The organism is Sphaerisporangium sp. NPDC004334, from assembly GCF_053602655.1.
Genome location: NZ_JBSGDZ010000017.1, coordinates 198,109 through 218,564 on the forward strand (window position 1 = coordinate 198,109; position 20,456 = coordinate 218,564).

The 20,456-nt window shown below is 70.4% G+C and carries 22 protein-coding genes and 1 pseudogene; 13 read left to right on the forward strand and 10 right to left on the reverse strand.

The window, feature by feature from the left end; genetic code table 11:
* Positions 1-108 precede the first annotated feature (108 nt).
* Genes ACWEN6_RS23510 through ACWEN6_RS23520 form a run of 3 tightly spaced genes read right to left on the reverse strand, consistent with a single transcriptional unit; the run spans position 109 to position 3,040 of the window.
* Positions 109-855 (reverse strand): SDR family NAD(P)-dependent oxidoreductase, encoded by a 747-nt coding sequence (locus ACWEN6_RS23510; protein ID WP_452572786.1) that lies wholly within the window; start codon positions 853-855, stop codon positions 109-111.
* A complete protein-coding gene (locus tag ACWEN6_RS23515) occupies positions 852-2,165 on the reverse strand; it encodes an L-fuconate dehydratase (protein WP_354847063.1) in 1,314 nt (437 codons plus the stop codon). Before ACWEN6_RS23515 ends, ACWEN6_RS23510 begins: the two co-directional genes overlap by 4 nt.
* Complete coding sequence (locus ACWEN6_RS23520) at positions 2,162-3,040, reverse strand: fumarylacetoacetate hydrolase family protein (protein WP_354847061.1); 879 nt, start codon at positions 3,038-3,040, stop codon at positions 2,162-2,164. The genes ACWEN6_RS23515 and ACWEN6_RS23520 overlap by 4 nt, the downstream gene beginning before the upstream one ends.
* 282 nt (positions 3,041-3,322) lie before the next feature.
* On the opposite strand from ACWEN6_RS23520, the gene ACWEN6_RS23525 reads away from it, so the two are divergent.
* A complete protein-coding gene (locus ACWEN6_RS23525) occupies positions 3,323-4,525 on the forward strand; it encodes a cytochrome P450 (RefSeq protein WP_452572788.1) in 1,203 nt (400 codons plus the stop codon).
* Between the two features lie 347 nt (positions 4,526-4,872).
* Complete coding sequence (locus tag ACWEN6_RS23530) at positions 4,873-6,369, forward strand: mannosyltransferase family protein (protein ID WP_452572790.1); 1,497 nt, start codon at positions 4,873-4,875, stop codon at positions 6,367-6,369.
* 82 nt (positions 6,370-6,451) lie between these two features.
* On the opposite strand, the gene ACWEN6_RS23535 is transcribed toward ACWEN6_RS23530, so the two are convergent.
* Positions 6,452-7,477: a GDP-mannose 4,6-dehydratase gene (locus ACWEN6_RS23535; protein WP_354847053.1), complete on the reverse strand. Its 1,026-nt coding sequence runs from the start codon at positions 7,475-7,477 to the stop codon at positions 6,452-6,454.
* Between the two features lie 320 nt (positions 7,478-7,797).
* Here ACWEN6_RS23535 and ACWEN6_RS23540 point away from each other — a divergent pair, with 320 nt between their 5' ends.
* The 5 genes from ACWEN6_RS23540 (at position 7,798) to ACWEN6_RS23560 (ending at position 12,060) form a co-directional block, all read left to right on the forward strand.
* Positions 7,798-9,072: a glycosyltransferase family 4 protein gene (locus tag ACWEN6_RS23540; RefSeq protein WP_354928066.1), complete on the forward strand. Its 1,275-nt coding sequence runs from the start codon at positions 7,798-7,800 to the stop codon at positions 9,070-9,072.
* Positions 9,073-9,786, forward strand: coding sequence for a class I SAM-dependent methyltransferase (locus ACWEN6_RS23545; RefSeq protein ID WP_354928069.1), 714 nt, complete (start codon positions 9,073-9,075; stop codon positions 9,784-9,786).
* Positions 9,783-10,874 carry a prenyltransferase gene (locus tag ACWEN6_RS23550; protein WP_452572792.1) on the forward strand — a complete coding sequence of 364 codons (1,092 nt, stop codon included), beginning with the start codon at positions 9,783-9,785 and terminating at the stop codon, positions 10,872-10,874. The genes ACWEN6_RS23545 and ACWEN6_RS23550 overlap by 4 nt, the downstream gene beginning before the upstream one ends.
* A gap of 167 nt (positions 10,875-11,041) precedes the next feature.
* Positions 11,042-11,413 carry an ArsR/SmtB family transcription factor gene (locus ACWEN6_RS23555; RefSeq protein ID WP_452572794.1) on the forward strand — a complete coding sequence of 124 codons (372 nt, stop codon included), beginning with the start codon at positions 11,042-11,044 and terminating at the stop codon, positions 11,411-11,413.
* Positions 11,410-12,060, forward strand: coding sequence for an SRPBCC family protein (locus tag ACWEN6_RS23560; RefSeq protein WP_452572796.1), 651 nt, complete (start codon positions 11,410-11,412; stop codon positions 12,058-12,060). Before ACWEN6_RS23555 ends, ACWEN6_RS23560 begins: the two co-directional genes overlap by 4 nt.
* A gap of 11 nt (positions 12,061-12,071) precedes the next feature.
* Here ACWEN6_RS23560 and ACWEN6_RS23565 read toward each other — a convergent pair whose 3' ends face one another.
* The 3 genes from ACWEN6_RS23565 to ACWEN6_RS23575 all read right to left on the reverse strand — a co-directional run bounded on the left by ACWEN6_RS23565 (position 12,072) and on the right by ACWEN6_RS23575 (position 13,767).
* On the reverse strand, positions 12,072-12,716 hold the full coding sequence (locus ACWEN6_RS23565) for a class I SAM-dependent methyltransferase (protein WP_354847036.1): 645 nt from the start codon (positions 12,714-12,716) through the stop codon (positions 12,072-12,074).
* 377 nt (positions 12,717-13,093) lie between these two features.
* Positions 13,094-13,483, reverse strand: a complete 390-nt coding sequence (locus ACWEN6_RS23570) for an ATP-binding protein (protein ID WP_452572798.1) — start codon at positions 13,481-13,483, stop codon at positions 13,094-13,096.
* A 14-nt stretch (positions 13,484-13,497) separates the two neighbouring features.
* A complete protein-coding gene (locus ACWEN6_RS23575) occupies positions 13,498-13,767 on the reverse strand; it encodes a hypothetical protein (protein WP_452572800.1) in 270 nt (89 codons plus the stop codon).
* Between the two features lie 181 nt (positions 13,768-13,948).
* Here ACWEN6_RS23575 and ACWEN6_RS23580 point away from each other — a divergent pair, with 181 nt between their 5' ends.
* Both ACWEN6_RS23580 and ACWEN6_RS23585 read left to right on the forward strand, forming a co-directional pair.
* Positions 13,949-14,803, forward strand: coding sequence for a helix-turn-helix domain-containing protein (locus ACWEN6_RS23580; protein WP_452572802.1), 855 nt, complete (start codon positions 13,949-13,951; stop codon positions 14,801-14,803).
* Between the two features lie 5 nt (positions 14,804-14,808).
* Positions 14,809-15,036 (forward strand): DUF397 domain-containing protein, encoded by a 228-nt coding sequence (locus ACWEN6_RS23585; protein ID WP_452572804.1) that lies wholly within the window; start codon positions 14,809-14,811, stop codon positions 15,034-15,036.
* Positions 15,037-15,428: 392 nt separating this feature from the next.
* On the opposite strand, the gene ACWEN6_RS23590 is transcribed toward ACWEN6_RS23585, so the two are convergent.
* The gene (locus ACWEN6_RS23590) at positions 15,429-15,857 is read right to left on the reverse strand and encodes an MEKHLA domain-containing protein (RefSeq protein WP_452572806.1); all 429 of its coding nucleotides are present in this window, start codon (positions 15,855-15,857) and stop codon (positions 15,429-15,431) included.
* A gap of 233 nt (positions 15,858-16,090) precedes the next feature.
* On the opposite strand from ACWEN6_RS23590, the gene ACWEN6_RS23595 reads away from it, so the two are divergent.
* The 4 genes from ACWEN6_RS23595 (at position 16,091) to ACWEN6_RS23610 (ending at position 19,434) form a co-directional block, all read left to right on the forward strand.
* The gene (locus tag ACWEN6_RS23595; RefSeq protein WP_452572808.1) at positions 16,091-17,527 is read left to right on the forward strand and encodes an AAA family ATPase; all 1,437 of its coding nucleotides are present in this window, start codon (positions 16,091-16,093) and stop codon (positions 17,525-17,527) included.
* Between the two features lie 86 nt (positions 17,528-17,613).
* Positions 17,614-18,090 carry a pyridoxamine 5'-phosphate oxidase family protein gene (locus ACWEN6_RS23600; RefSeq protein ID WP_452572810.1) on the forward strand — a complete coding sequence of 159 codons (477 nt, stop codon included), beginning with the start codon at positions 17,614-17,616 and terminating at the stop codon, positions 18,088-18,090.
* A 39-nt stretch (positions 18,091-18,129) separates the two neighbouring features.
* Complete coding sequence (locus ACWEN6_RS23605) at positions 18,130-18,324, forward strand: ferredoxin (protein WP_354847011.1); 195 nt, start codon at positions 18,130-18,132, stop codon at positions 18,322-18,324.
* 24 nt (positions 18,325-18,348) lie between these two features.
* Positions 18,349-19,434 carry a Zn-dependent alcohol dehydrogenase gene (locus tag ACWEN6_RS23610; protein WP_452572812.1) on the forward strand — a complete coding sequence of 362 codons (1,086 nt, stop codon included), beginning with the start codon at positions 18,349-18,351 and terminating at the stop codon, positions 19,432-19,434.
* A gap of 111 nt (positions 19,435-19,545) precedes the next feature.
* On the opposite strand, the gene ACWEN6_RS23615 is transcribed toward ACWEN6_RS23610, so the two are convergent.
* Together ACWEN6_RS23615 and ACWEN6_RS23620 are read right to left on the reverse strand one after the other, a co-directional pair.
* Positions 19,546-20,133, reverse strand: a complete 588-nt coding sequence (locus ACWEN6_RS23615) for a Uma2 family endonuclease (protein ID WP_452572814.1) — start codon at positions 20,131-20,133, stop codon at positions 19,546-19,548.
* A gap of 188 nt (positions 20,134-20,321) precedes the next feature.
* Positions 20,322-20,456, reverse strand: a pseudogene (locus ACWEN6_RS23620) (sugar phosphate isomerase/epimerase); the annotation flags it as partial.

Consider the following 20,456-nt stretch of genomic DNA (forward strand, 5'->3'; position numbering starts at 1 on the left):
TCGGGGACGTAGGGGCGGCGGGGTGGGCCTCCGGGGAGGTGAGGAGCGGCGGGCCTGGGGAGGTGGGACCGGAAGGCCAGGTCTTGGGACGGCCAGGTCTTGGGACGGCTAGGTCTTGGGACGCAGCCGCAGGCCGTGCATGCCGCCGTCCACGTCGAGCACGGTGCCCGTCGTGCTCGACGCCAGCGGGCCGGCGAGGTAGGCGATGGCCGCGGCGACCTCCTGGGCGCTGACCAGTCGGCCCATGGGCTGACGGGCCTCCAGCGCGCGGCGTTCGGCCTGCGGGTCCGGCGCCACGGCGAGCAGTCGCTGCACCCAGGGCGTGTCGGCGGTGCCCGGGTTGACGCAGTTGACGCGGATGCCCTCGCCGATGTGGTCGGCGGCCATGGCCAGCGTCAGCGACAGGATCGCGCCCTTGGACGCGCTGTAGAGCGCGCGGTCGGGCAGGCCGGCCGTGGCCGCGATCGAACAGGTGTTGACGATGGCCGCGTGGGTGGACGCGCGCAGGTGCGGCAGCGCCGCCCTGGTGACCCGGACGATGCCGAGGAGGTTGACGTCCAGGACGCGGAACCACTCCTCGTCGGGGTTGGACTCGACCGTCCCGGCCGCGCCGATGCCGGCGTTGTTGACCAGGATGTCGATGCCGCCGAGCCGTCCGGCCGCCGCCGCGACGGCGGAGCGGACCGCGGCGTCGTCGGTGACGTCGGCCTTGACGCCGACGAACGGCTCGCCCGGCGGGTCGAGGTCCAGGCAGGCCACCCGGGCGCCGCGCTCGGCGAGCAGCTCGGCGGTCGCCAGGCCGATGCCCGAGCCGCCGCCGGTGACCAGCGCGGACAGCCCTTCCAGCTCGCTCATGCGGCCCCCTCCTCGACGTCGCCGCCGGCCCAGACGCGCCCGCCGGGGAAGGTGTGGGCGGAGATCGACTCCGGGCGCATGGCGGCGCTGAACCCGGGCGCGTCCGGCGCCTGGTAGCGGCCGTTCTTGACCACCACGGGGTCGACGAAGTGCTCGTGCAGGTGGTCGACGTACTCGATCACCCGGTCCTGCCGGCTGCCGCTGACCGCCACGTAGTCGAACATGGCCAGGTGCTGCACCAGCTCGCACAGGCCGACGCCGCCGGCGTGCGGGCAGACGGGCACACCGAACTTGGCGGCGAGCAGCAGGATCGCGATGTTCTCGTTCACCCCGCCGACGCGGGCGGAGTCGAGTTGCACGATCGACATCGAACCGGCCTGGAGCATCTGCTTGAAGACCACGCGGTTCTGCACGTGCTCGCCGGTGGCCACCTTGATCGGCGCCAGGGCGCGGGCGACGGTGGCGTGGCCGAGCACGTCGTCGGGGCTGGTGGGCTCCTCGATCCAGTACGGGTCGTACTCCCTGAGCGCGTTCACCCAGGTGATGGCCGCGCCGACGTCCCAGCGCTGGTTGGCGTCGATCGCGATGCGGAAGCCGGGGCCGCAGACCTCGCGGGCGATGCGCATGCGGCGCAGGTCGTCGTCGAGGTCGGCGCCGACCTTGAGCTTGATCTGGGTGAAGCCCGCGGCGATCGCCTCCCGGCACAGGCGGCGCAGCTTGTCGTCGTCGTAGCCGAGCCACCCCGGGGAGGTGGTGTAGGCGGCGTAGCCGTTGGCCCGCAGGTCGGCTGCGCGCTCGGCCCGGCCCGGTTCGGCGCGGCGCAGAATCTCCAGCGCCTCGCCGGGGGTGAGCGCGTCGCTGAGGTAGCGGAAGTCGACCAGGTCGACGAGCTCCTCGGGGGACATCTCGCTCAGCAGTTGCCAGAGCGGCTTGCCCTCCAGCTTGGCCTTGAGGTCCCACAGCGCGTTGACGACCGCGGAGATCGCCATGTGCATGACGCCCTTCTCCGGGCCGAGCCAGCGGAGCTGGGAGTCGTGCACCATCTCCTTGTACAGGGCGCCGAGGTCGTCCGGGCGGCGGCCCACGACGAACGGTTCCAGGGCGGCGATGGCGGCGGTCTGCACGTCGTTGCCGCGGCCGATGGTGAAGGCGAAGCCGTGGCCGTCGACGCCGCCGTCGGTCCGCAGGACCACGTAGGCGGCGGAGTAGTCCGGGTCGGGGTTCATCGCGTCGGACCCGTCCAGCTCCTGGGAGGTGGGGAACCGGATGTCGTGGGTCTCCAGGGCGATGATCAGCGGTGCGCGGCTCATGCCTGACCCACCGTCTGGCGCTGGCGGCCCAGGCCGTCGATCTCCAGCTCGACCACGTCGCCCTTGACCAGGTACGGCTGGCCGGGCATGCCGAGGGCGACGCCGGCGGGCGTGCCGGTGTTGATCAGATCGCCGGGCTCCAGGACCATGAACTGGCTGAGGTAGCGGACGATCTCGGCCACCCCGAAGATCATGTTCGCGGTGCTGCCGTCCTGCCTTGCCTCGCCGTTGACCCACAGCCGCAGGCCGAGGCTCTGTGGGTCGGGCACCTCGTCGGCGGTGACCAGCCAGGGGCCGAGCGGGTTGAACGTCTCGCACGACTTGCCCTTGTCCCACTGACCGCCGCGCTCGAGCTGGAACTCCCGCTCGGAGACGTCGTTGGAGACGGCGTAGCCGGCGACGCAGGCCAGCGCCTCCTCGTGGGTGCCGAGGTAGCGGGCGGTCCTGCCGATGACGACGCCCAGCTCGACCTCCCAGTCGGTCTTCACGCTGCCGCGCGGGATGAGGACCTCGTCCTCGGGCCCGACGACGGTGTTGGGGGCCTTCATGAAGATGATCGGCTCGCCGGGGATGGACGCCCCGGTCTCCTCGGCGTGGTCGCGGTAGTTGAGGCCGACGCAGACCACCTTGCCCGGACGGGCGATCGGCGCCCCGACGCGGCCCTCCGTGGTCCCCGGCGCGGCCTCCTCGTCGAGCGGCGGCAGTTCGCCGGCCCGCAGGGCGATCGCCACACGTTCGATCCGGCCCGAGGCGAAGAAGTCCCCGTCGAAGTCGACGCCCTGCCCGAGGACGCCGCGCAGGTCACGCGGGCGGCCGGCGTCGTCCAGGACGGCGGGCCGTTCCTCTCCGGGCGGTCCGACTCGCAGCAGCTTCACGCGTCTCCCCCATATTCATCGGATGTGTTGGAAAAGAAGACTACGCGGAGATGCGCCCACGTCAAGAGGGTTGGCGAGGCTGTCCGCCTATTCATCCGATGGCTGTGCCGTCATCGCGACAGTGCTTTCACCATCTCGTAACCTGACCCCTGGACGTGGTGGTACGGCGGCCCGGCAGGGTATTCCCATCCTGGCGTGCCTTGACGGGCTCCGGCGACCGTAATAGAACACGTTTCAGAAACCTGCCGACCAAGCGCTTGATCAACTCCCCCGGGCGGTCATATGGAAATCAACCTCGTCGACCAGGACCACTACGCGCGCTCCGGCGTCCCGCACGAGCAGCTCAGGTGGCTGCGCGCCAACGATCCGGTCTTCTGGCACGAGGGCGAGCAGGAGCCGGGCTGGCCGGGCTTCTGGGCCGTCACCAAGCACGAGGACGTCGTGCACATCTCCCGCCGTTCCGATGTGTTCTCCTCCAGCAGGAGCCTGGCCCTGTTCAACGAGATGGCCGAGGAGCAGCGCCAGCTCCAGCGGATGATGATGCTCAACCAGGACCCGCCGGAGCACACCCGCCGGCGCTCGCTGGTCAACCGCGGCTTCACCCCGCGCCAGATCGGCATCCTCGAGGACCACATCCGCGACATCTGCCACGGCCTGGTGGACGAGGCGACCGCCAAGGGCGAGGTGGACTTCGTCACCGACGTGGCGGCCCCGCTCCCCCTGTACGTGATCTGCGAGCTGCTCGGCGCGCCGGTCGAGGACCGCGACAAGCTGTTCCAGTGGTCCAACCGCATGATCGGCAGCCAGGACCCCGACTACGCCACCAGCCCCGAGGAGGGCCAGGCGGCGGCGATGGAGGTCTACGCCTACGCCAACCAGCTCGCCGCCCGGCGCCGCGAGGAGCCGCGCGACGACATCGTCACCAAGCTGCTCCAGCCGGGCGACGACGGCGAGTCGCTGAGCGAGGACGAGTTCGACCTGTTCGTCCTGCTGCTGGTCGTCGCGGGCAACGAGACCACCCGCAACGCGGCGTCGGGCGGCATGCTCGCCCTGTTCGAGCACCCCGAGCAGTGGGAGCGGCTGGTCCGCGACCCGTCCCTCGCCCGCACCGCGGCCGACGAGATCGTCCGCTGGGTCTCCCCGGTCAACCTGTTCCGCCGCACCGCCACCCGCGACACCACCCTGCACGGCAAGCAGGTCAAGGAGGGCGACAAGGTCGTGGTGTTCTACTCCTCGGCCAACCGCGACGAGGACGTCTTCGCCGCTCCGGGCGGCTTCGACATCGGCCGCGACCCGAACCCGCACATCGGCTTCGGCGGCGGCGGCGCCCACTTCTGCCTGGGCAACCACCTGGCCAAGCTGGAGCTGCGGGTGCTGTTCGAGGTACTGGCGCAGCGCATGCCCGACCTGCGCCCGGCCGGCGAGGCCAAGCGCCTGCGGTCGTACTTCATCAACGGCATCAAGAGCCTTCCCGTCCGGATCTGACCGGCCGGGCCGGTGAAGCCCTCCGCCTTCTGAGCGGAACGCCCGCCTCCTCGGCACCCGCCGAGCGAGGCGGGCGTTCCGCTTTTCCATGCGCTCTGGACGTACGTGCACAGGTGACGCCCGCGGCCCGTCTCCCCTGCCCTCGTCACCGCTCTCACCGCCGCGGGGACGCCCGCGGACGCCCGGCACGGCCGTGAAAGTTTCGCGCCGCGCTCCCGGGGGGCGTGGTGGCCGCCGGAGCGGCCGGGCGTCACCCCAGGTCGGATGGTTCGTTCTCTCTCCGCGCATGACGGATGACGCGTAATCGCTTGTCAGGAATTTGTCGGATATATCAGGGTGTCCTGGTGATGGAACGCACCCCACCACGCGAGCCGGTCCGGACCGCGTCCCTGCCCGCCACCGCGTCCGGGCCCGAACCGGCCCCCGTGACCCCGCGGGACACCGGCACCGCGCCCGAGACGGTCGCCGAGCCCGTGCCCGAGAAGGCCCCCGTGCCTCCGCCCGAGACCACCCGCGAGCGCGTGCCCGAGACGGCCGGCGCCGACGGGTCCGTGACGCTCGCCCGAGACGCCGACGGGTCTGTGACGCTCGCCCGAGACCAGGTCGAGACCGTCGCCGAAGACGAGGCGGCGGCCGGCGGACGCGAGGACGGCACGGCCGCCGGCGGACGCGCGGACGAGCGACAGCAGGAGCACGACACGGGAGACGGCGGGACGGCCGTCCAGAGGCGGTGGTGGCCGCCGCGATTCGTCACCGACGCGACCGACCGCAAGGCGCTGCTCATCTGGCTGTGCTCACACGTCGGCTTCCTGATCTACGCCTACCTGGCCGCCCCGGGGCGCACCACCGACCCCTTCATCAACCGGCTCACCCGCTGGGACGCCGAGAACTTCATCGCCATCGCCGACTACGGCTACGACGGCCCGCCCGGCATGCAGGACAGCGCCAAGCTTCCCGCGTTCTTCCCCGGCATGGCGCTGCTGATCAGGCTGCTGAAGCCGATCGTGCACGACGGCCGCCTTGCCACGGTGCTGATCTCGCTGGTGGCCAGCGCGGTCGCCGCCGTGGCGCTGTCGCGGCTGGCCGAGCACATGCTCAAGGGCAGCGGCCCGTTCGCCGTGGGCGCCCTGTTCCTCAGCCCCTTCGCCGCCTTCCTGTTCACCGGCTACTCGGAGTCCCTGTTCCTGGCGCTGGCCTTCCCGGCGTGGCTGCTGGCCCGCAAGGGCCGCTGGGAGGACGCGGCCCTGTGCGCGGCGGCGGCCGCGGCGGTCCGCATCTCCGGGCTGTTCCTGGCCGTCGGCCTGGTGGTCATGTACCTGGTGGCCGCCAACGGCCGCAAGGCGCCCGAGAACCGGCGCGCGTGGCTCTGGCTGGCCCTGCCCGCCGTCCCGGTGGCCCTCTACACCCTGTACCACTGGACGCGCACCGGCGACCCACTGGCCTACAACAGCGTCCAGGCGCAGTACTGGGGCCGGCACACCGTGTGGCCGTGGGAGGCGTTCCTCAACACCTGGAACATGTCCGACGACGTCCCCTCGCTGACCACCTCCTACTACGAGGAGATCGCCGCCGCGGCGGTGCTGCTGGCCCTGGCGGTCTGGCTGGCGGTGCGCCGCCGCTGGCCGGATCTGGCGTACATGGTGCCGCAGGTGCTGTCGTTCCTGACCCTGTCGTCGTTCTACCTGTCCATCGGGCGGGCGTCGCTCACCTGGTTCCCGCTGTGGCTGGCGCTCGGCTGGGCGGGCGTGAAGCGACCATGGCTCTTCTGGACGGTCATGGCGGTCATGCTGCCCGTCATGGCGATCAACGTCGGCAACTTCACCACGGGCGCGTGGATCGGCTGAACGACCCGATCGGCCGATCGGCGCGGCCGGTGCGCCGATCGGCTCAGGACGGGCCGGCCCGGGATCGGCCGCGCCGATCGGCTCAGGGCCAGGAGGAGTCCTGCTCGGGGTCGGCGCCCTGCGACAGCAGCCGGACGTCGGACTCGACCATCATCGTGACCAGCTCCTCGAAGGTCACCGCGGGCTCCCAGCCGAGCTGGACGCGGGCCTTCTTGGGGTCGGCGCACAGCAGGTCCACCTCGGCCGGCCGGTGCAGCGTCCGGTCGGCGACCACGTAGCGCTCCCAGTCGAGCTGCGCCGCCTCGAACGCCGCGACGACCAGTTCGCGCACCGAGTGCGTGCGGCCGGTGCCGATGACGTAGTCCTCCGGGGTGCCGGCCCGCAGCATCAGCCGCATGGCCTGGACGTAGTCCCCGGCGAACCCCCAGTCGCGGCGGGCCTCGAGGTTGCCCAGCCGCAGCTCCGAGGCCAGGCCGAGCTTGATCCGCGCGACGCCCAGCGTCACCTTGCGCGTGACGAACTCGGCGCCGCGCCGCGGGGACTCGTGGTTGAACAGGATGCCGGAGACGGCGAACATGCCGTAGGACTCGCGGTAGTTCTGAGTGAGGAAGTGCCCGTACGCCTTGGCCACGCCGTAGGGGGAGCGCGGGTGGAACGGCGTGCGCTCGTTCTGCGGGGTCTCGCGCACCTGGCCGAACATCTCCGACGAGGACGCCTGGTAGAACCTGATCTGGCCTGAACCGGAGGCGCGCGAGGAGGTGATGCCCGAGCAGACCCTGATCGCCTCCAGCATGCGCAGCACGCCCATGCCGGTGACCTCGGCCGTCAGCTCGGCCTGTTCCCAGGACATCGGCACGAACGAGATGGCGCCCAGGTTGTAGACCTCGTCGGGCTGGACGCGCTCCACCGCGCTGATCAGCGAACCCTGGTCGAGCAAATCCCCTCGGACGAGCTGGACGTCCTGCAGCAGCCGGCGCACGCGCGAGACCCGGGGGTTGGCCTGGCCGCGCACCAGGCCCCAGACGTCGTAGCCCTGGTCGAGCAGATGCTCGGCGAGGTAGGAGCCGTCCTGCCCGGTGATGCCAGTGATCAGCGCACGCCTGGCCAACGGGTCCTCCTTGTTCTCCGGGCTCGGCGGCTCGCGCGGCCTCACCCGAACTGTGAGCTGTAAGACGCGAATGTACCGCCAAGGGGTGCGTCGAGCGCCATGGGCTGCCGAGGCGCCGCCCCTCCGCCTCGGTAGAACAGGTTCTACCGAGTGACGTTCGGTAACTCTAACGTCCCAGCTCGTGAGGTGTGAGAGCCGTTTGGGGCCTAATTCCACATTAGGTGCTGGTTCACACCTAGATGGTAGGCTTCGCGGCTAAGATCGGCTTTGTGGTGTGCCCGGGCGGCGACCGCCGAGCACCGCTCTCGAAAGGGGTGTCCGTGGAGGTTCCAGACGACCAGCGGGAGCGGGAACCGGGCAGGCTGCGGGTCGCCCTCCTGTCGTACCGGAGCAAGCCCACCTGCGGCGGCCAGGGCGTCTACCTGCGCCACCTCAGCCGCGAGCTGGTCGCGCTCGGCCACTACGTCGAGGTCTTCTCCGGCCCGCCCTACCCGGAGCTGGACGAGGGCGTCGTGCTCACCAAGGTGCCGAGCCTCGACCTGTACCGCGACGAGGACCCCTTCCGCACCCCCGCCCTCGACGAGTACCGCGACTGGATCGACGTGCTCGAGGTCGCCACGATGTGGACCGCCGGCTTCCCCGAGCCGCTGACCTTCAGCCTGCGCGCGCTGCGCGAGCTGAAGAAGCGCCGCGGCGACTTCGACGTCGTCCAGGACAACCAGACGCTCGGCTACGGCGTGCTCGGCATCCAGAAGCTCTTCCCGGTCGTCGGCACCATCCACCACCCGATCAGCGTCGACCGGCGCATCGAGCTGGAGGCCGCGCCGCTGCGCAAGCAGCTCTCCATGCGCCGCTGGTACGGCTTCGTCCGCATGCAGAGCATCGTCGCCCCCCGTCTGAAGCCGATCCTCACGGTCAGCGAGTCCAGCCTGGCCGACATCCACCGCGACTTCAACGTCCCGCAGAGCAGCATGCGGCTCATCCCGCTCGGCGTCGACACCCGGTACTTCCACCCGCGCCCGCACCTGCCCAGGCGCAAGGGATCGATCGTCGCCGTGGCCAGCGCCGACTCGCCCATGAAGGGCGTCGCCACCCTGCTGCGCGCGGTCGCCAAGCTCGCCACCGAACGCGACGTCAACCTGACGGTGGTCAGCAGGCCGACGCCCGGCGGGCCCACCGAGAAGCTCGTCCAGGAACTCGCGCTCGGCGACCGGGTGCGGTTCGTGCACGGCATCAGCGACGACGAGCTCGGCGAGCTGATCGCGACCTCCGAGATCTCGGTGGTGCCGTCCCTCTACGAGGGCTTCTCGCTGCCCGCCGTCGAGCACATGGCCTGCGCGACCCCGCTGGTCGCCAGCCGCACGGGCGCGCTGCCCGAGGTGGTCGGCGACGCCGCCGTCCAGGTCGCCCCCGGCGACCCTGAGGAGCTGGCCGCGGTGCTGCGCCGCCTGCACGACTCGCCGCAGGAGCGCGAGCGGGTCGGCCGGGCCGGATACGACCGGGTGATGGAGCGCTACACCTGGCACGTGGTCGCCAAGCGGACCGTCGAGGCCTATCACGAGGCCATCGAGGCCCGCAGGAAAGGGGAGCGGTAAGTGCTGACCGTCGACTTCGGCAAGCTTCCGGTCGGACCCGGGGTACGGGTGCTGGACCTCGGCTGCGGCGGCGGCCGCCACGCCTTCGAGGTGCTGCGCCGCGGCGCCGACGTGGTGGCCTTCGACCAGGACGCGGCCGAGCTGGAAGGCGTCGCGAACATGTTCGCCGCCATGGACAAGGCCGGCGAGGTGCCCGCCGAGGCCACCGCCGAGACGGTGACCGGCGACGCGCTGGCCATGCCGTTCCCGGACGCCTCCTTCGACCGGGTGATCGCGGCCGAGGTGCTGGAGCACATCCCCGACGACATGACGGCGATGCGCGAGATCCTGCGGGTGCTCAAGCCGGGCGGCCGGGCGGCGATCACCGTGCCGAGCTTCCTGCCCGAGCGCATCTGCTGGGCGCTGTCGGAGGACTACCACACCGCGCCCGGCGGCCACGTCCGCATCTACACGCTGGCCGAGCTCACCGCCAAGCTCAAGTCGACGGGCTTCGTGGTGGGCCCGCACCACCACGCCCACGGCCTGCACTCGCCGTACTGGTGGATCAAGTGCGCGGTCGGCGTGAACGACGACGACCACCCGCTGGCCAAGGCCTACCACGAGCTGCTGGTGTGGGACATCATGAAGCGCCCGCCGCTGACCCGGGTCGCCGAATCTTTGCTCAACCCCCTGATCGGCAAGAGCGTGGTGGTCTACGTCCGGAAGCCGGCATGACCGAACCGGTCTCGACGGGCGCCGTCCCGGCGGTACCGGGGATCATCACCGCGGAACAGGTCCTCGCGACCGCGCGCAGCATCGCCGCCGTCCAGCAGCCCGACGGCGGCGTGCCGTGGCCGGAAGGGCACGTCGACGCCTGGAACCACGTCGAGTGCCTGATGGCCATGAGCGCCGCCGGGCTCACCGCCGAGGCCAGGAAGGGCTACGACTGGCTGGCGCGGCGCCAGCGCGACGACGGCTCATGGCCGATGAAGATGGTGCGCGGCGCGGCCGCCGAGGCGAACGGCGAGAGCAACCACGCCGCGTACCTCGCCGTGGGCGTGCGCCACGAGCTGCTGGTCACCGGGGACGAGGACTTCGCCCGCGCGATGTGGCCGGTCGTGCGGAAGGCGCTGGACTTCGTCGTCGGCCTGCAGACGGCCCGCGGGGAGATCGTCTGGGAGCGCTCGGCCGCCGGCGTCCCCGCGCAGTACGCCCTGCTGACCGGGTGCTCGTCGATCTACCAGGGACTGCGCTGCGGCGTGCTGCTCGGCGAGCACCTGGGCGACCCCCAGCCCGACTGGGAGCTGGCCGCCGACCGGCTCGGGCACGTGCTGGCCGCCCACCCCGAGGCGTTCGCCGACAAGAGCCGCTTCTCGATGGACTGGTACTACCCCGTGCTGGGCGGCGCGGTGCGCGGAACCGACGCGCTGATGCGGCTGGAGGAGGAGTGGGAGACCTTCGTCGTCCCCGGCCTCGGCATCCGGTGCGTGTCCGACCAACCGTGGGTGACCGGAGCCGAGTCGTGCGAGCTGGCCCTCGCGCTGGACGCGGCCGGCGAGCGGGAGCGGGCCCTCGCCGTCTACCGCGACATGCAGCACCTGCGGCACGACAACGGCTCGTACTGGACCGGCTGGCAGTTCGTGAACGGGGCATGGTTCCCGCACGAGCAGTCCGCCTACACAGCCGCCGCGGTCGTCCTGGCCGCCGACGCCCTCTCGGGCGCCACACCGGCGTCCTCGCTGTTCCGCGACGCGGGCCGCTTCGCCGTCCCGGTGATCGACCCCGACGCCTGCGGCTGCTCCCCCGCCTCCAGCCGCACCTGACCGCCGCCGGCGGACGGTCCCGTGAACCGTGACGCCCGCGCCCGGGGTTCCGGGGTCTGTGACGCCTGCGCCCGGGGTCCGTGACGCCTGCGCCCCGGGGCCCGCCGCCGTGACGCGGAAGTATAGAAGGCTTGTTTTATATAAGGCACTGCTGATACACATTACTCGTGCATGCGTTCGATGTGCTCGGCGACCCGGTGCGCCGCAGGATTCTGGAACTGCTCCTCGCCGACGGAGAGAAGACCTCCGGCGCGGTGAGCGCGGTCATCCAGGAGGAGTTCGGCATCTCGCAGCCGGCCGTCTCACAGCACCTGCGGGTGCTGCGCGACGGCGGGTTCGCGACGGTGCGCCCCGAAGGCGCCCGCCGCCTCTACGCGGTCAACCTCGACCCGCTACGCGACATCGACGCATGGCTCGAACGCTTCCGGCGCTACTGGACTCCGCATCTGGACGCGCTGGCGACAGAGCTGGCCCGCGGCAAGCGCGAACGCCGGCTCCGCGACCCAGGCGAAGCACCAATTCAAGGGGATACCCAATGATCGACGTCAACCAGCAGATCAACGCCGTCCGGCGGCAGGTCGGCTCCCGCGTGATCGAGGCCGGCGAGGCCGTCACCGTCACCATCGCCCAGACCTACGACACCACCGTCGAAGACCTGTGGAACGCCTGCACCGACCCCGAGCGCATTGCCCGGTGGTTCCTGCCCGTCTCCGGCGACCTGCGCCTGCACGGCCGCTACCAGTTCGAGGGCAACGCGGGCGGCGTCGTCGAGCGGTGCGACCCGCCGAAGGGCTTCTCGGCCACCTGGGAGTTCGGCGGCAACGTCAGCTGGATCGAGGTCCGCCTCACCCCCGAGGGCGACGGCCGCGCCCGGTTCGTACTGGAGCACATCGCCCTGCCCGAGGACCACTGGGAGCAGTTCGGCCCCGGCGCCGTCGGCATCGGCTGGGACATGGGCCTGGTCGGCCTGGCCATGCACCTGTCCACCGGGCAACCCGTCGACCTCGCGGCCGGAGCGGCCTGGGCGGCCTCCGAGGAGGGCAAGACCTTCACGGCGCTCAGCAGCGACCGCTGGGCCGAGGCCGACATCGCCGCCGGCACCGACGAGGCCAAGGCCCGCGCCGCCGCCGCGCGCACCACGGCCGCCTACACCGGCGCCCCGGCCCCCGACGCCCCCGAGTCCTGACCTCGGCGGCGTCAGGCGGAGAAGCCGACGCGCTGGAGCACGCGCAGCGAGCCCTCGGCCGCGACCTCCTTGAAGTCGCCGGAGGCCAGCGCGCGCTCGAAGACGCGGAGCGGAGCCTGCCCGCCGTCGGCGGGGTCGGGGTAGATGTCGTGGAACACCAGAGCCCCGCCCACCATGACGTGCGGCGCCCAACCCTCGTAGTCGCTGGTCACCGGCCCCTCAGAGTGCCCTCCGTCGATGAACAGCATCGCCAGGCGGGTGTTCCAGTAGCGGGCCACCGTCTCCGACCGTCCCACGACGGCGATGACCTCCTCCTCCAGCCCGGCCTTGGCGATGGCCGCCCGGAAGAAGGGCAGGGAGTCCATCTTCCCGAACCGCGGGTCCATCAGGGTGGGGTCGTGGTGGGCCCAGCCGGGCTGGATCTCCTCCGAGCCGCGGTGGTGGTCGACGGTGAAGACGACCGACCCGACCTGCCGGGCGGCGGCGCCGAGGTAGATCGCCGACTTGCCGCAGTAGGTGCCGATCTCGCAGATGGGACCGAGGGATCCGTACGTGTACGCGGTCTCGAAGAGGGCCTGGCCCTCGTTGGAGGGCATGAAGCCCTTCGCGCGCTCGGCCACGTGACGCAGGTCCGCCGGCATGGACACGTGAGTCATGATTTTTCCTCTTTGTGCGGCCAATGCGGATGCACCCTATCTATCAACACCGCAGCCGCCTGAAAGGTGCCCCCCTTCCCCACCCAAACCCCACCGAATAATGTTCCAGCGAGCCTCCCTCCAGCCGACCTGGACACGCTCTGGGGCTTGGAGGTGTGGCGAGGGCGGTGGACCCACCCGTTGCCGATGCCGCCACTCTCGAATGCCGCGCCCACCCCGACCTCGCCGCCTCCGGCGGCGACGGTCGCGGCGCCCGTCTCAGTCATGACCCGCACAGGATTCACCCCGCACCCCCCACCCCGCACCCGCACCCGCACCCGCAGGTCCATCCCGGACTCCGCCCGGGCCCGCACCTTTGACGGAGCGGAAGAGCCACGTCAACGGGGGGCGTTCATCTCGAACCACACCGTGCGGCCGGTCTCGTCCTCCCGCACGCCCCAGGTCGAGGCGATGTGCTCGACCAGCCATAGCCCCCGGCCGTTGTCGCTCTCTGAGCCGGCCTCCCGGACGCATGGCGCCCCGTCCCGCGATCCCTCATCCAGCACGTCGACGCGCAGGGAGCGGCCGTTGTCGGTGACCGTCAACGCGACGAGCCCGTTCGGGCGGCGACCGGAGTCCGAGTACCGAACGGCGTTGGTCACCAGTTCGCTGACCAGCAACAGGACGTCGTCGGCTTCGGCCCATCCCGCCACCCCCAGCAGCTCGCGCACGAAAGCCCGCGCCACCGGAACCGAGATGACCCTGCCGGGCAAGTGGACGCTGCCCATAAGCCCGATCGTCCTCACTGCGCCACCTCCCAGACCCGGTCGGCCGCGTCGTCCGCCAGCGCCCGGATCCGGCGAGCGCGCCCGCGCCCCCAGGTGAAGAACCACCTGCCGTCGAGCGCCACGGCCATGACCCTCACCGGGCCCGGCGTCCGGGCGAGCAGCAGAACGGGCTGATCCCGGCTCGGCAGCTCAATGGCCGCCCCCAGCCCCCGTTTCCGCAGGTCCCAAGCAAGCCGTACGAGATGGATGAACTGTTGTTCTTGCGGCGTGGGAGATGCTGCCACCTTGCGACCCCTCCATAACGGCCGATACTGCAAACGGCAAGACGGTCACGTTCGGTCGCGGATAACATACTGAAAGTCACGACGAGGCATTGGCAAGGTGCCAAAAACAACTTCCCACTCATTCATCTGTGTCCTTGTGGAACTCCCCCAGGGATCGTCCGACTGCTGTGAGGTGACAGCGTTGACCGCTGGAAGCAGCCCCACCGTCCGGCGGAGAAGACTCGCCGCCGAGCTTCGCCGTCTGCGCAAGGAGGCGGGCCTGACCGCCGAGACCATCGCCGAGAAGCTGGAGATCGACCCCTCCTGGATCAGCCGCATCGAAACGGGACGACGGCGCATCCGCCCCATCGACCTGCGTGCCCTCCTCGATGTCTACGACGTCCACGGCTCGGCCAGGGAAGAGCTGCTCGTCCTGGCCCGGCAGGCACGACAGCGCGGCTGGTGGCACACCTACGGCGACGTGATCCCCGAGTGGTTCCAGATCTTCGTCGGCCTCGAAGCCGAAGCAGCGGAGCTGCGCAGGTATGACACTGAACTCGTACCCGGCCTTCTCCAGACCCCTGACTACTACCGCGCCTACATCCGCACAGCCCCAATGGCGGCATCTCAGGAGGAGACAGACCGGAAAATCGACTTTCGAATGGCCCGACAAGCGCGACTCGACGGTCCCGAACCGTTGCGACTCTGGGTCATCGTCAACGAGGCCGTCATCCGTCGTCCCGTGGGTAGCGAAAGCGTCATGAGAGCCCAACTACGGCACCTCATCGACACGTCCGGCCGCAACAATGTCACTTTGCAGATCCTCCCGTTCGCGGCAGGGCCACACCCAGCGATGGACGGCGGCTTCGTCATCCTTGGTTTTCCGGAGGCGGCGGATCCCGACGTCGTGTACCTGGAGAACCAGATGGGCAGTCTTTACTTGGAAGAGTCATCAGCGGTCGACCGATATAACCTGGTCTTCAATCACCTACGCGCAAAGGCCCTGGACCCAGATCAGAGCCGGAGCCTGATCGCTCAAGTGGCAAAGGATGCGTGATCGACGTGAGCGCTGATCGCCCCCGGTTAGAGAACGGCCACTCCCCTGGCAGATGGCACAAGAGCAGCTACAGCAACAACGGTGGAGACTGCGTCGAGGTGGCCAGATTCGACACCGGGACGACAGTCGGCATCCGGGACAGCAAGGTGCAAAGCCCCGCCGTCCTGTCCGTCCCCTCCCCCGAGTTCGCCGCCTTCCTCCAAGGCGTACGCTCCGGCACCCTGGGCCCCTGACCCCTCACGCCGTAACCTCGCATGGTCGGGTCACATCCCGCTCGACCATTCGACCATGCACTATCAAGAACATTCGTGACGCTGGTCAGGGTGGTGGACCCACCCGTTGCCCATGCCGCCACTCTTGAATGCCGCGCCCACCCGACCTCACCGCCTCCGGCGGCGATGGTCGCGGCGTGACGAGCGGGGCCACACGCTCCGCTCGACGGGAGTGCGACGCCGCCGGGCGCGCCGTAGCGGTCGTCAGACGAGCGGTCCGATCTCCGAGCCGCAAGGGCCGCCGCCTCGGCGGGCATGGGGAAAGCGATACCGCTCGGGCCCGCCGTAGCGAGCGTCAGGTGGGCGGCCGGCTCGTCGGGGAGCGATGCCGCGCAGGTTCACCGGGGCGGGTGTCAGGCGTCTTGGCAGTGCTGGAAGGACGCCGCCTGGCCGACGAGGATTCCGTCTTCCACCAGGTTCCACATCGTCACGTCCTCGATCCAGAAGCGGCGTCCCGACTTGGCGATGCGCCGCCCCCGGTAACCGGTCGCGAAGCCGTCGCGGTGGACGGCGTCCAGGAGCCACTGGCGGTCCTCCCGCCGGTCGGGTTCTGCCGAGAGGCGGGAGGGCATGCCGACGAACTCCTCCCAGTCGTATTCGAAGCATCGCTGGGCGGCGAGGTTCGCATAGGTGAAGCGGGGGTCGTCCCCCGCGTCGTGTGCCAGCACCCCGAAGGGCGCGTCCTCGTACAGCCAGCGCGCCGTGGTCTCGGGGCCTACCAGCGGGGTGCCGACCAAGCGCAAGTGACAGCTCGCCAGCAGGTCGAAGAAGTGGGAGTTCACCGGACAAACCGTTCTTTTGGTGCATTTCCGGTGCAAATGGTAGGGCATAGGGAAGCGTCCCCAGGCGGTGAGACCGCCGTCGGCGGCCGCCGGCTCAACCGCCGCCGGCTTGCCGGCGTGCTCTCAGGCTCGGACGTATATGGCCGAGGAGGCAGCCCCCATCGCACTCCCACCAGCCAGGGCGTCCTCAAGGTAGGGTGCATCTACGTAGATGGTGTCTACATAGGAGGGGCATGCCGAGGACGGCGTTCGTCGGGCGCGGGGCGGAGCTGGGAGCTCTGGGGAAGCGGCTGGAGCGCGTACGGGCCACGGGCACCGGTGCCGCGGTCGCGATCCGGGGGCGCCGCCAGGTCGGCAAATCTCGGCTCGTGCAGGAGTTCTGCGATCGCGCGCAGGTGCCCTACTTCTTCTTCACCGCCACCAAGGGCATGTCCCCTGTCGAGTCCGTCGACGCCTTCTGCGCCGAGCTGCGCGAGTCCCCGTTGCCCGCACGACCCGAGGCCGTGCCCCAGGCGGGCGCCGGCAACTGGCCCGACGCGTTCCGCATCCTTTCGACGACGCTTCCCGATCACCCGTCGGTCGTGGTGATCGACGAGGTGCCGTGGCTGGCCGAGCAGGACGAGTTGTTCGACGGCGCCTTGCAGACGGCGTGGGACAGGCTGCTGAGCGACCGGCCGGTCCTGTTGCTGCTGCTCGGCAGCGATCTGCACATGATGGAGCGCTTCACCGCCTACGACCGTCCGTTCTTCGGCCGGGCGGACGCCATGGTCCTCGGGCCGCTGAACCCCGCCGAGACCGCCGACGCGCTCGGGCTGAGCGGCGGCGACGCCATCGATGCCTATCTCACCTCCGGTGGCCTGCCAGGCATCCTCCGCGCCTGGCCGCACGGCACCCCCGCCCTGGAGTTCATCCGGCAGGAGTGCGCCGATCCGGCCTCCCCGCTCTTCAACGTCCCCGAGGCGTCCTTGCTCGCCGAGTTCCCGACGCCTGATCAGGCCCGCCGGGTCCTGGAGGCGGTGGGCAGCGGGGAACGAACACAGGCGAACATCGCGGCGACGGCCGGGGGACGCCGGGGCGCTCTGGCCTCCGGCTCCGTTTCCCCCCTCCTGCGCCGCCTGACCGAAGAGAAGCGGGTTCTGGCCGTTGAGGAGCCCTTGTCGACGCAGCCGGGCAAGCCCCCCCTCTACCGGGTGGCCGATCACAACCTGCGCCTGTATCTCGGAGTTCTGCGCGCCGCCGCGGAGAGGTCGCGACGTGGCCAGTTGGACGCCGCGGTCAAGCTCGTCGAACGCCGCTGGTCCTCACTGCGCGGTCGCGCGGTCGAGCCGGTGATCCGGGAGGCGCTGTCGATGGCCGCCGCGGCCGAGCGCCTCCCCTGGGACGACGTGGAGGCGGTGGGGGGGTGGTGGAACCGGCGCTTCGACCCGGAGGTGGACCTCGTGGGCGCCGACCGGGCGCCGGTCGCGCGTCATGTGCGCTTCGCCGGTTCGATCAAGTGGCTGGGCACGGCCTTCGACGCCCAAGACCTGCACCGGCTTCGTGAGTCCGCCGCCCAGATCCCCGGCCACGACTCGGGCGGGCTCGTCGCGGTGTCCTTGTCGGGGGTCGCTTCCGGGCTGGACCTGGACCTGGTGTGGGGGCCGGACGACGTCGTCGCGGCCTGGAGGTAGGCAGCGCTGAGGATGGCCGGCGGGCGATCCGAACAATGTTCCGTCGGGCTCTTGTCGGGTGCGGTGGAACGTGTTCTACTTCCTGGGTGAACCAGCGTGCTCGCATAGTGATGTCCGATGACGAGGTGGAGGCGTTCCTGCGGGAGTCGCGGAAGTTCCAGCTCGGGACGATCAACGCGGACGGGACGCCGCACATGGTGACGATGTTCTACGGGCTCACCGAGGACCGGCTGACGTTCTGGACCTATGGCAAGGCCCAGAAGACGCGCAACCTCGCCCGCGATCCCCGCGTGAGCTGCCTGGTCGAGGCCGGCGACGACTACGCCGAGCTGCGGGGCGTCCTGCTGTACGGCACGACGCGCCTGGTCACCGAGCCGGAGGCCGTCCTGGACATCGGCATGGACATCACCAAGCGCATGACAGGACTGACCGACGCCGACGTGACTGCGGAGCTTCGCGGGTACGTCGAGCACACCGGCCGTAAGCGCGTCGCCTACATCGTCGAGCCGACCCGGGTGGTTTCCTGGGACCATCGCAAGCTTTCGACGCCCGCCACGGCCTAATCTCGGCTGTGAAGGGTCCGTATTGCGAGGAAGGCTCCGATGAAAATCAAGGTCGACTACGACGTCTGCGAGGCCAACGCGGTCTGCATGGGACTGGCCCCCGAGGTCTTCGAAGTGGACGACGACGACAACCTGCACGTTCTGCTCCCCGAGCCCCCGCCGGAGATGCTCGACCGCGTGCGCCACGCGGTCCGATCCTGTCCCAAGGCCGCGCTCTCCCTCGAGGACGAGTAGGCCTAACCTCAAGGAGGTCCCCCCATGCGAGCCGCCCTGCTGCACGCCGTCGGTGACGACAAACTCGACATCCGCGACGACTTCACCCTCACCCCGGTGGGGCCGACGGACGTCCGGGTGAGGATCAAGGCCACCGGCGTCTGCCACTCGGACCTGTCGGTGCTGACCGGCGTGCTGCCGATGCCTCTGCCGGTGATCCCGGGACACGAGGGCGCGGGCGAGGTCGTGGAGGTCGGGGACCACGTCACCACCGTCCAGCCCGGCGACCACGTGATCATCAACTGGACGCCGGCCTGCGGCACCTGTCCCAACTGCCTGGTCGGCCAGCCGTACCTGTGCATGACCTACGTCATGGAGAGCTTCACGCTGGCGCGGTTCCGCTACGGCGGCGAGAGCTCCGCGTTCGGCATGGCCGGCTGTGGCACGTGGGCCGAGGAGATCGTCGTCCCCTGGCAGGGCGCGATCAAGGTCGACCCGGAGGTGCCGTACGAGGTGGCGGCGCTGATCGGCTGCGGCATCACCACGGGCGTCGGCGCGGCGATCAACACCGCGAAGGTCCGTCCCGGCTCCAGCGTGGCCGTGATCGGGTGCGGCGGGGTGGGCCTGTCGGTCATCCAGGGGGCCCGGGTGTCGGGCGCGACGACGATCCTGGCGGTGGACCCGCTCGAGTCCAAGCACTCCCTGGCCAAGAAGGTCGGCGCGACGCACGCCTGCACCCCCGACCAGCTCATGGGCGCCATCGGTGAGCTGACAGGGGGACGCGGGTTCGACTACGGCTTCGAGGTGGTCGGCAAGTCGGCGTCGATCATGTCGGCCTGGCAGGCCACCCGCCGGGGCGGGGACGTCATCGTGGTCGGGGCCGGCGCCATGGACGACACGGTGCCGCTGTCGGCGTTCAGCCTGCTGTTCGAGGGCAAGAACCTGCTCAGCTCGCTGTACGGGGGCAGCGACGTGCGCCACGACTTCCCGTTCTTCGCCGAGTTGTGGAAGGCCGGGAAGCTCGACCTGGAGAGCATGATCAGTTCGCGGATCAAGCTCGCCGACCTCAACGACGCCGTCGCCGCCCTGCGCTCCGGCGAGGTGCTCCGCCAGATCGTCGTCTTCGACTGACCCCCTCCCCTTCGGCGGCGCCACCTCGGGTGGCGTCGCCGACGACGTGGAACACCCGCCCATCGCCGAGCCTGGCAACGCCGCAGAACAGGTCGCGCGAACCCACGCGGCCTAACGCCGGCGCGTGCCGACGGCGGTGAGGTCGATGTCGATCGGGTAGGGATCGGCCACCTTGAGACGGTCGTGGTGGATGCCGGTCAGCGCGTAGACGCCGCACGCAGGGTCACGTTCGTACACGTAGACCACCGTCCTGCCCTCGGAGGTCTCCAGTCGCCAGAAGTGCTTGATCCCGGCGGCGGCGTACTTCCTGGGCTTGGTGTCCCGGTCGCGGTCCTCCGAGTCGGGTGAGACCGCCTCGATGGCGAGGACGACATCTTCCGGCCGGTAGAAGGTGGACGGTTCGTCGCGCTCGTAGGCGTCGGCGGTCACGACGACGACGTCCGGCTCGGGCACCTGCCGCTTCGCCAGCCGGACCGCCATCTCGCGGTCGGCCCTCAGATGAGGAGGCGCCTGCGCGTCGAGCTCTCCCACGAGGAGGTTGATGACGCGGCTGTGCCACTTCGCCTGGGGGCTCACGAAAACGAGACTTCCGTCGATCAATTCGGTGTGCGGGGGAAGACCGGGCATCCGGAAGAAGTCATCGGCGGTGAACCCTCCCTGCGGGGGGATCACCCAGTCCGGCAACGGATCCACGCTCATTCCTCCAGCCTACGGTGACGCGAAGCCGGCCACCACGACGAACGGTCGCGGGGCCGGCCGGTGTTTCGCCACGTCTCAAGGGCACTGCGAGCCTGAATCCGGTGTCAGCGGTGCCGTGTACGGCCGGTGCTCGCGGCCCACGCGGACGGCCGCCGCCATGGGCTCGGGCCGAATCGCCGCAGGGACGGTCAGTCCGAGGAGAAGGCGGCGTCGAAGGCGGCGGTGGGTGGGGTGATGGCGTTGAGGGCCTTGACGTAGGCCAGGGCCTCGGGGGCGCCGGCCAGGCGGTCCATGCCCGCGTCCTCCCATTCCACCGAGATCGG

Excerpts from the sequence above, each read along its gene's own strand:
- ACWEN6_RS23610 (WP_452572812.1), top strand. The coding sequence starts at position 18,349 with ATGCGAGCCGCCCTGCTGCACGCCGTCGGTGACGACAAACTCGACATC.
- ACWEN6_RS23570 (WP_452572798.1), bottom strand. The coding sequence starts at position 13,483 with ATGGGCAGCGTCCACTTGCCCGGCAGGGTCATCTCGGTTCCGGTGGCG.
- ACWEN6_RS23595 (WP_452572808.1), top strand. The coding sequence starts at position 16,091 with ATGCCGAGGACGGCGTTCGTCGGGCGCGGGGCGGAGCTGGGAGCTCTG.
- ACWEN6_RS23565 (WP_354847036.1), bottom strand. The coding sequence starts at position 12,716 with ATGACTCACGTGTCCATGCCGGCGGACCTGCGTCACGTGGCCGAGCGC.
- ACWEN6_RS23615 (WP_452572814.1), bottom strand. The coding sequence starts at position 20,133 with ATGAGCGTGGATCCGTTGCCGGACTGGGTGATCCCCCCGCAGGGAGGG.
- ACWEN6_RS23525 (WP_452572788.1), top strand. The coding sequence starts at position 3,323 with ATGGAAATCAACCTCGTCGACCAGGACCACTACGCGCGCTCCGGCGTC.
- ACWEN6_RS23605 (WP_354847011.1), top strand. The coding sequence starts at position 18,130 with ATGAAAATCAAGGTCGACTACGACGTCTGCGAGGCCAACGCGGTCTGC.
- ACWEN6_RS23560 (WP_452572796.1), top strand. The coding sequence starts at position 11,410 with ATGATCGACGTCAACCAGCAGATCAACGCCGTCCGGCGGCAGGTCGGC.
- ACWEN6_RS23510 (WP_452572786.1), bottom strand. The coding sequence starts at position 855 with ATGAGCGAGCTGGAAGGGCTGTCCGCGCTGGTCACCGGCGGCGGCTCG.
- ACWEN6_RS23515 (WP_354847063.1), bottom strand. The coding sequence starts at position 2,165 with ATGAGCCGCGCACCGCTGATCATCGCCCTGGAGACCCACGACATCCGG.
- ACWEN6_RS23550 (WP_452572792.1), top strand. The coding sequence starts at position 9,783 with ATGACCGAACCGGTCTCGACGGGCGCCGTCCCGGCGGTACCGGGGATC.
- ACWEN6_RS23530 (WP_452572790.1), top strand. The coding sequence starts at position 4,873 with ATGGAACGCACCCCACCACGCGAGCCGGTCCGGACCGCGTCCCTGCCC.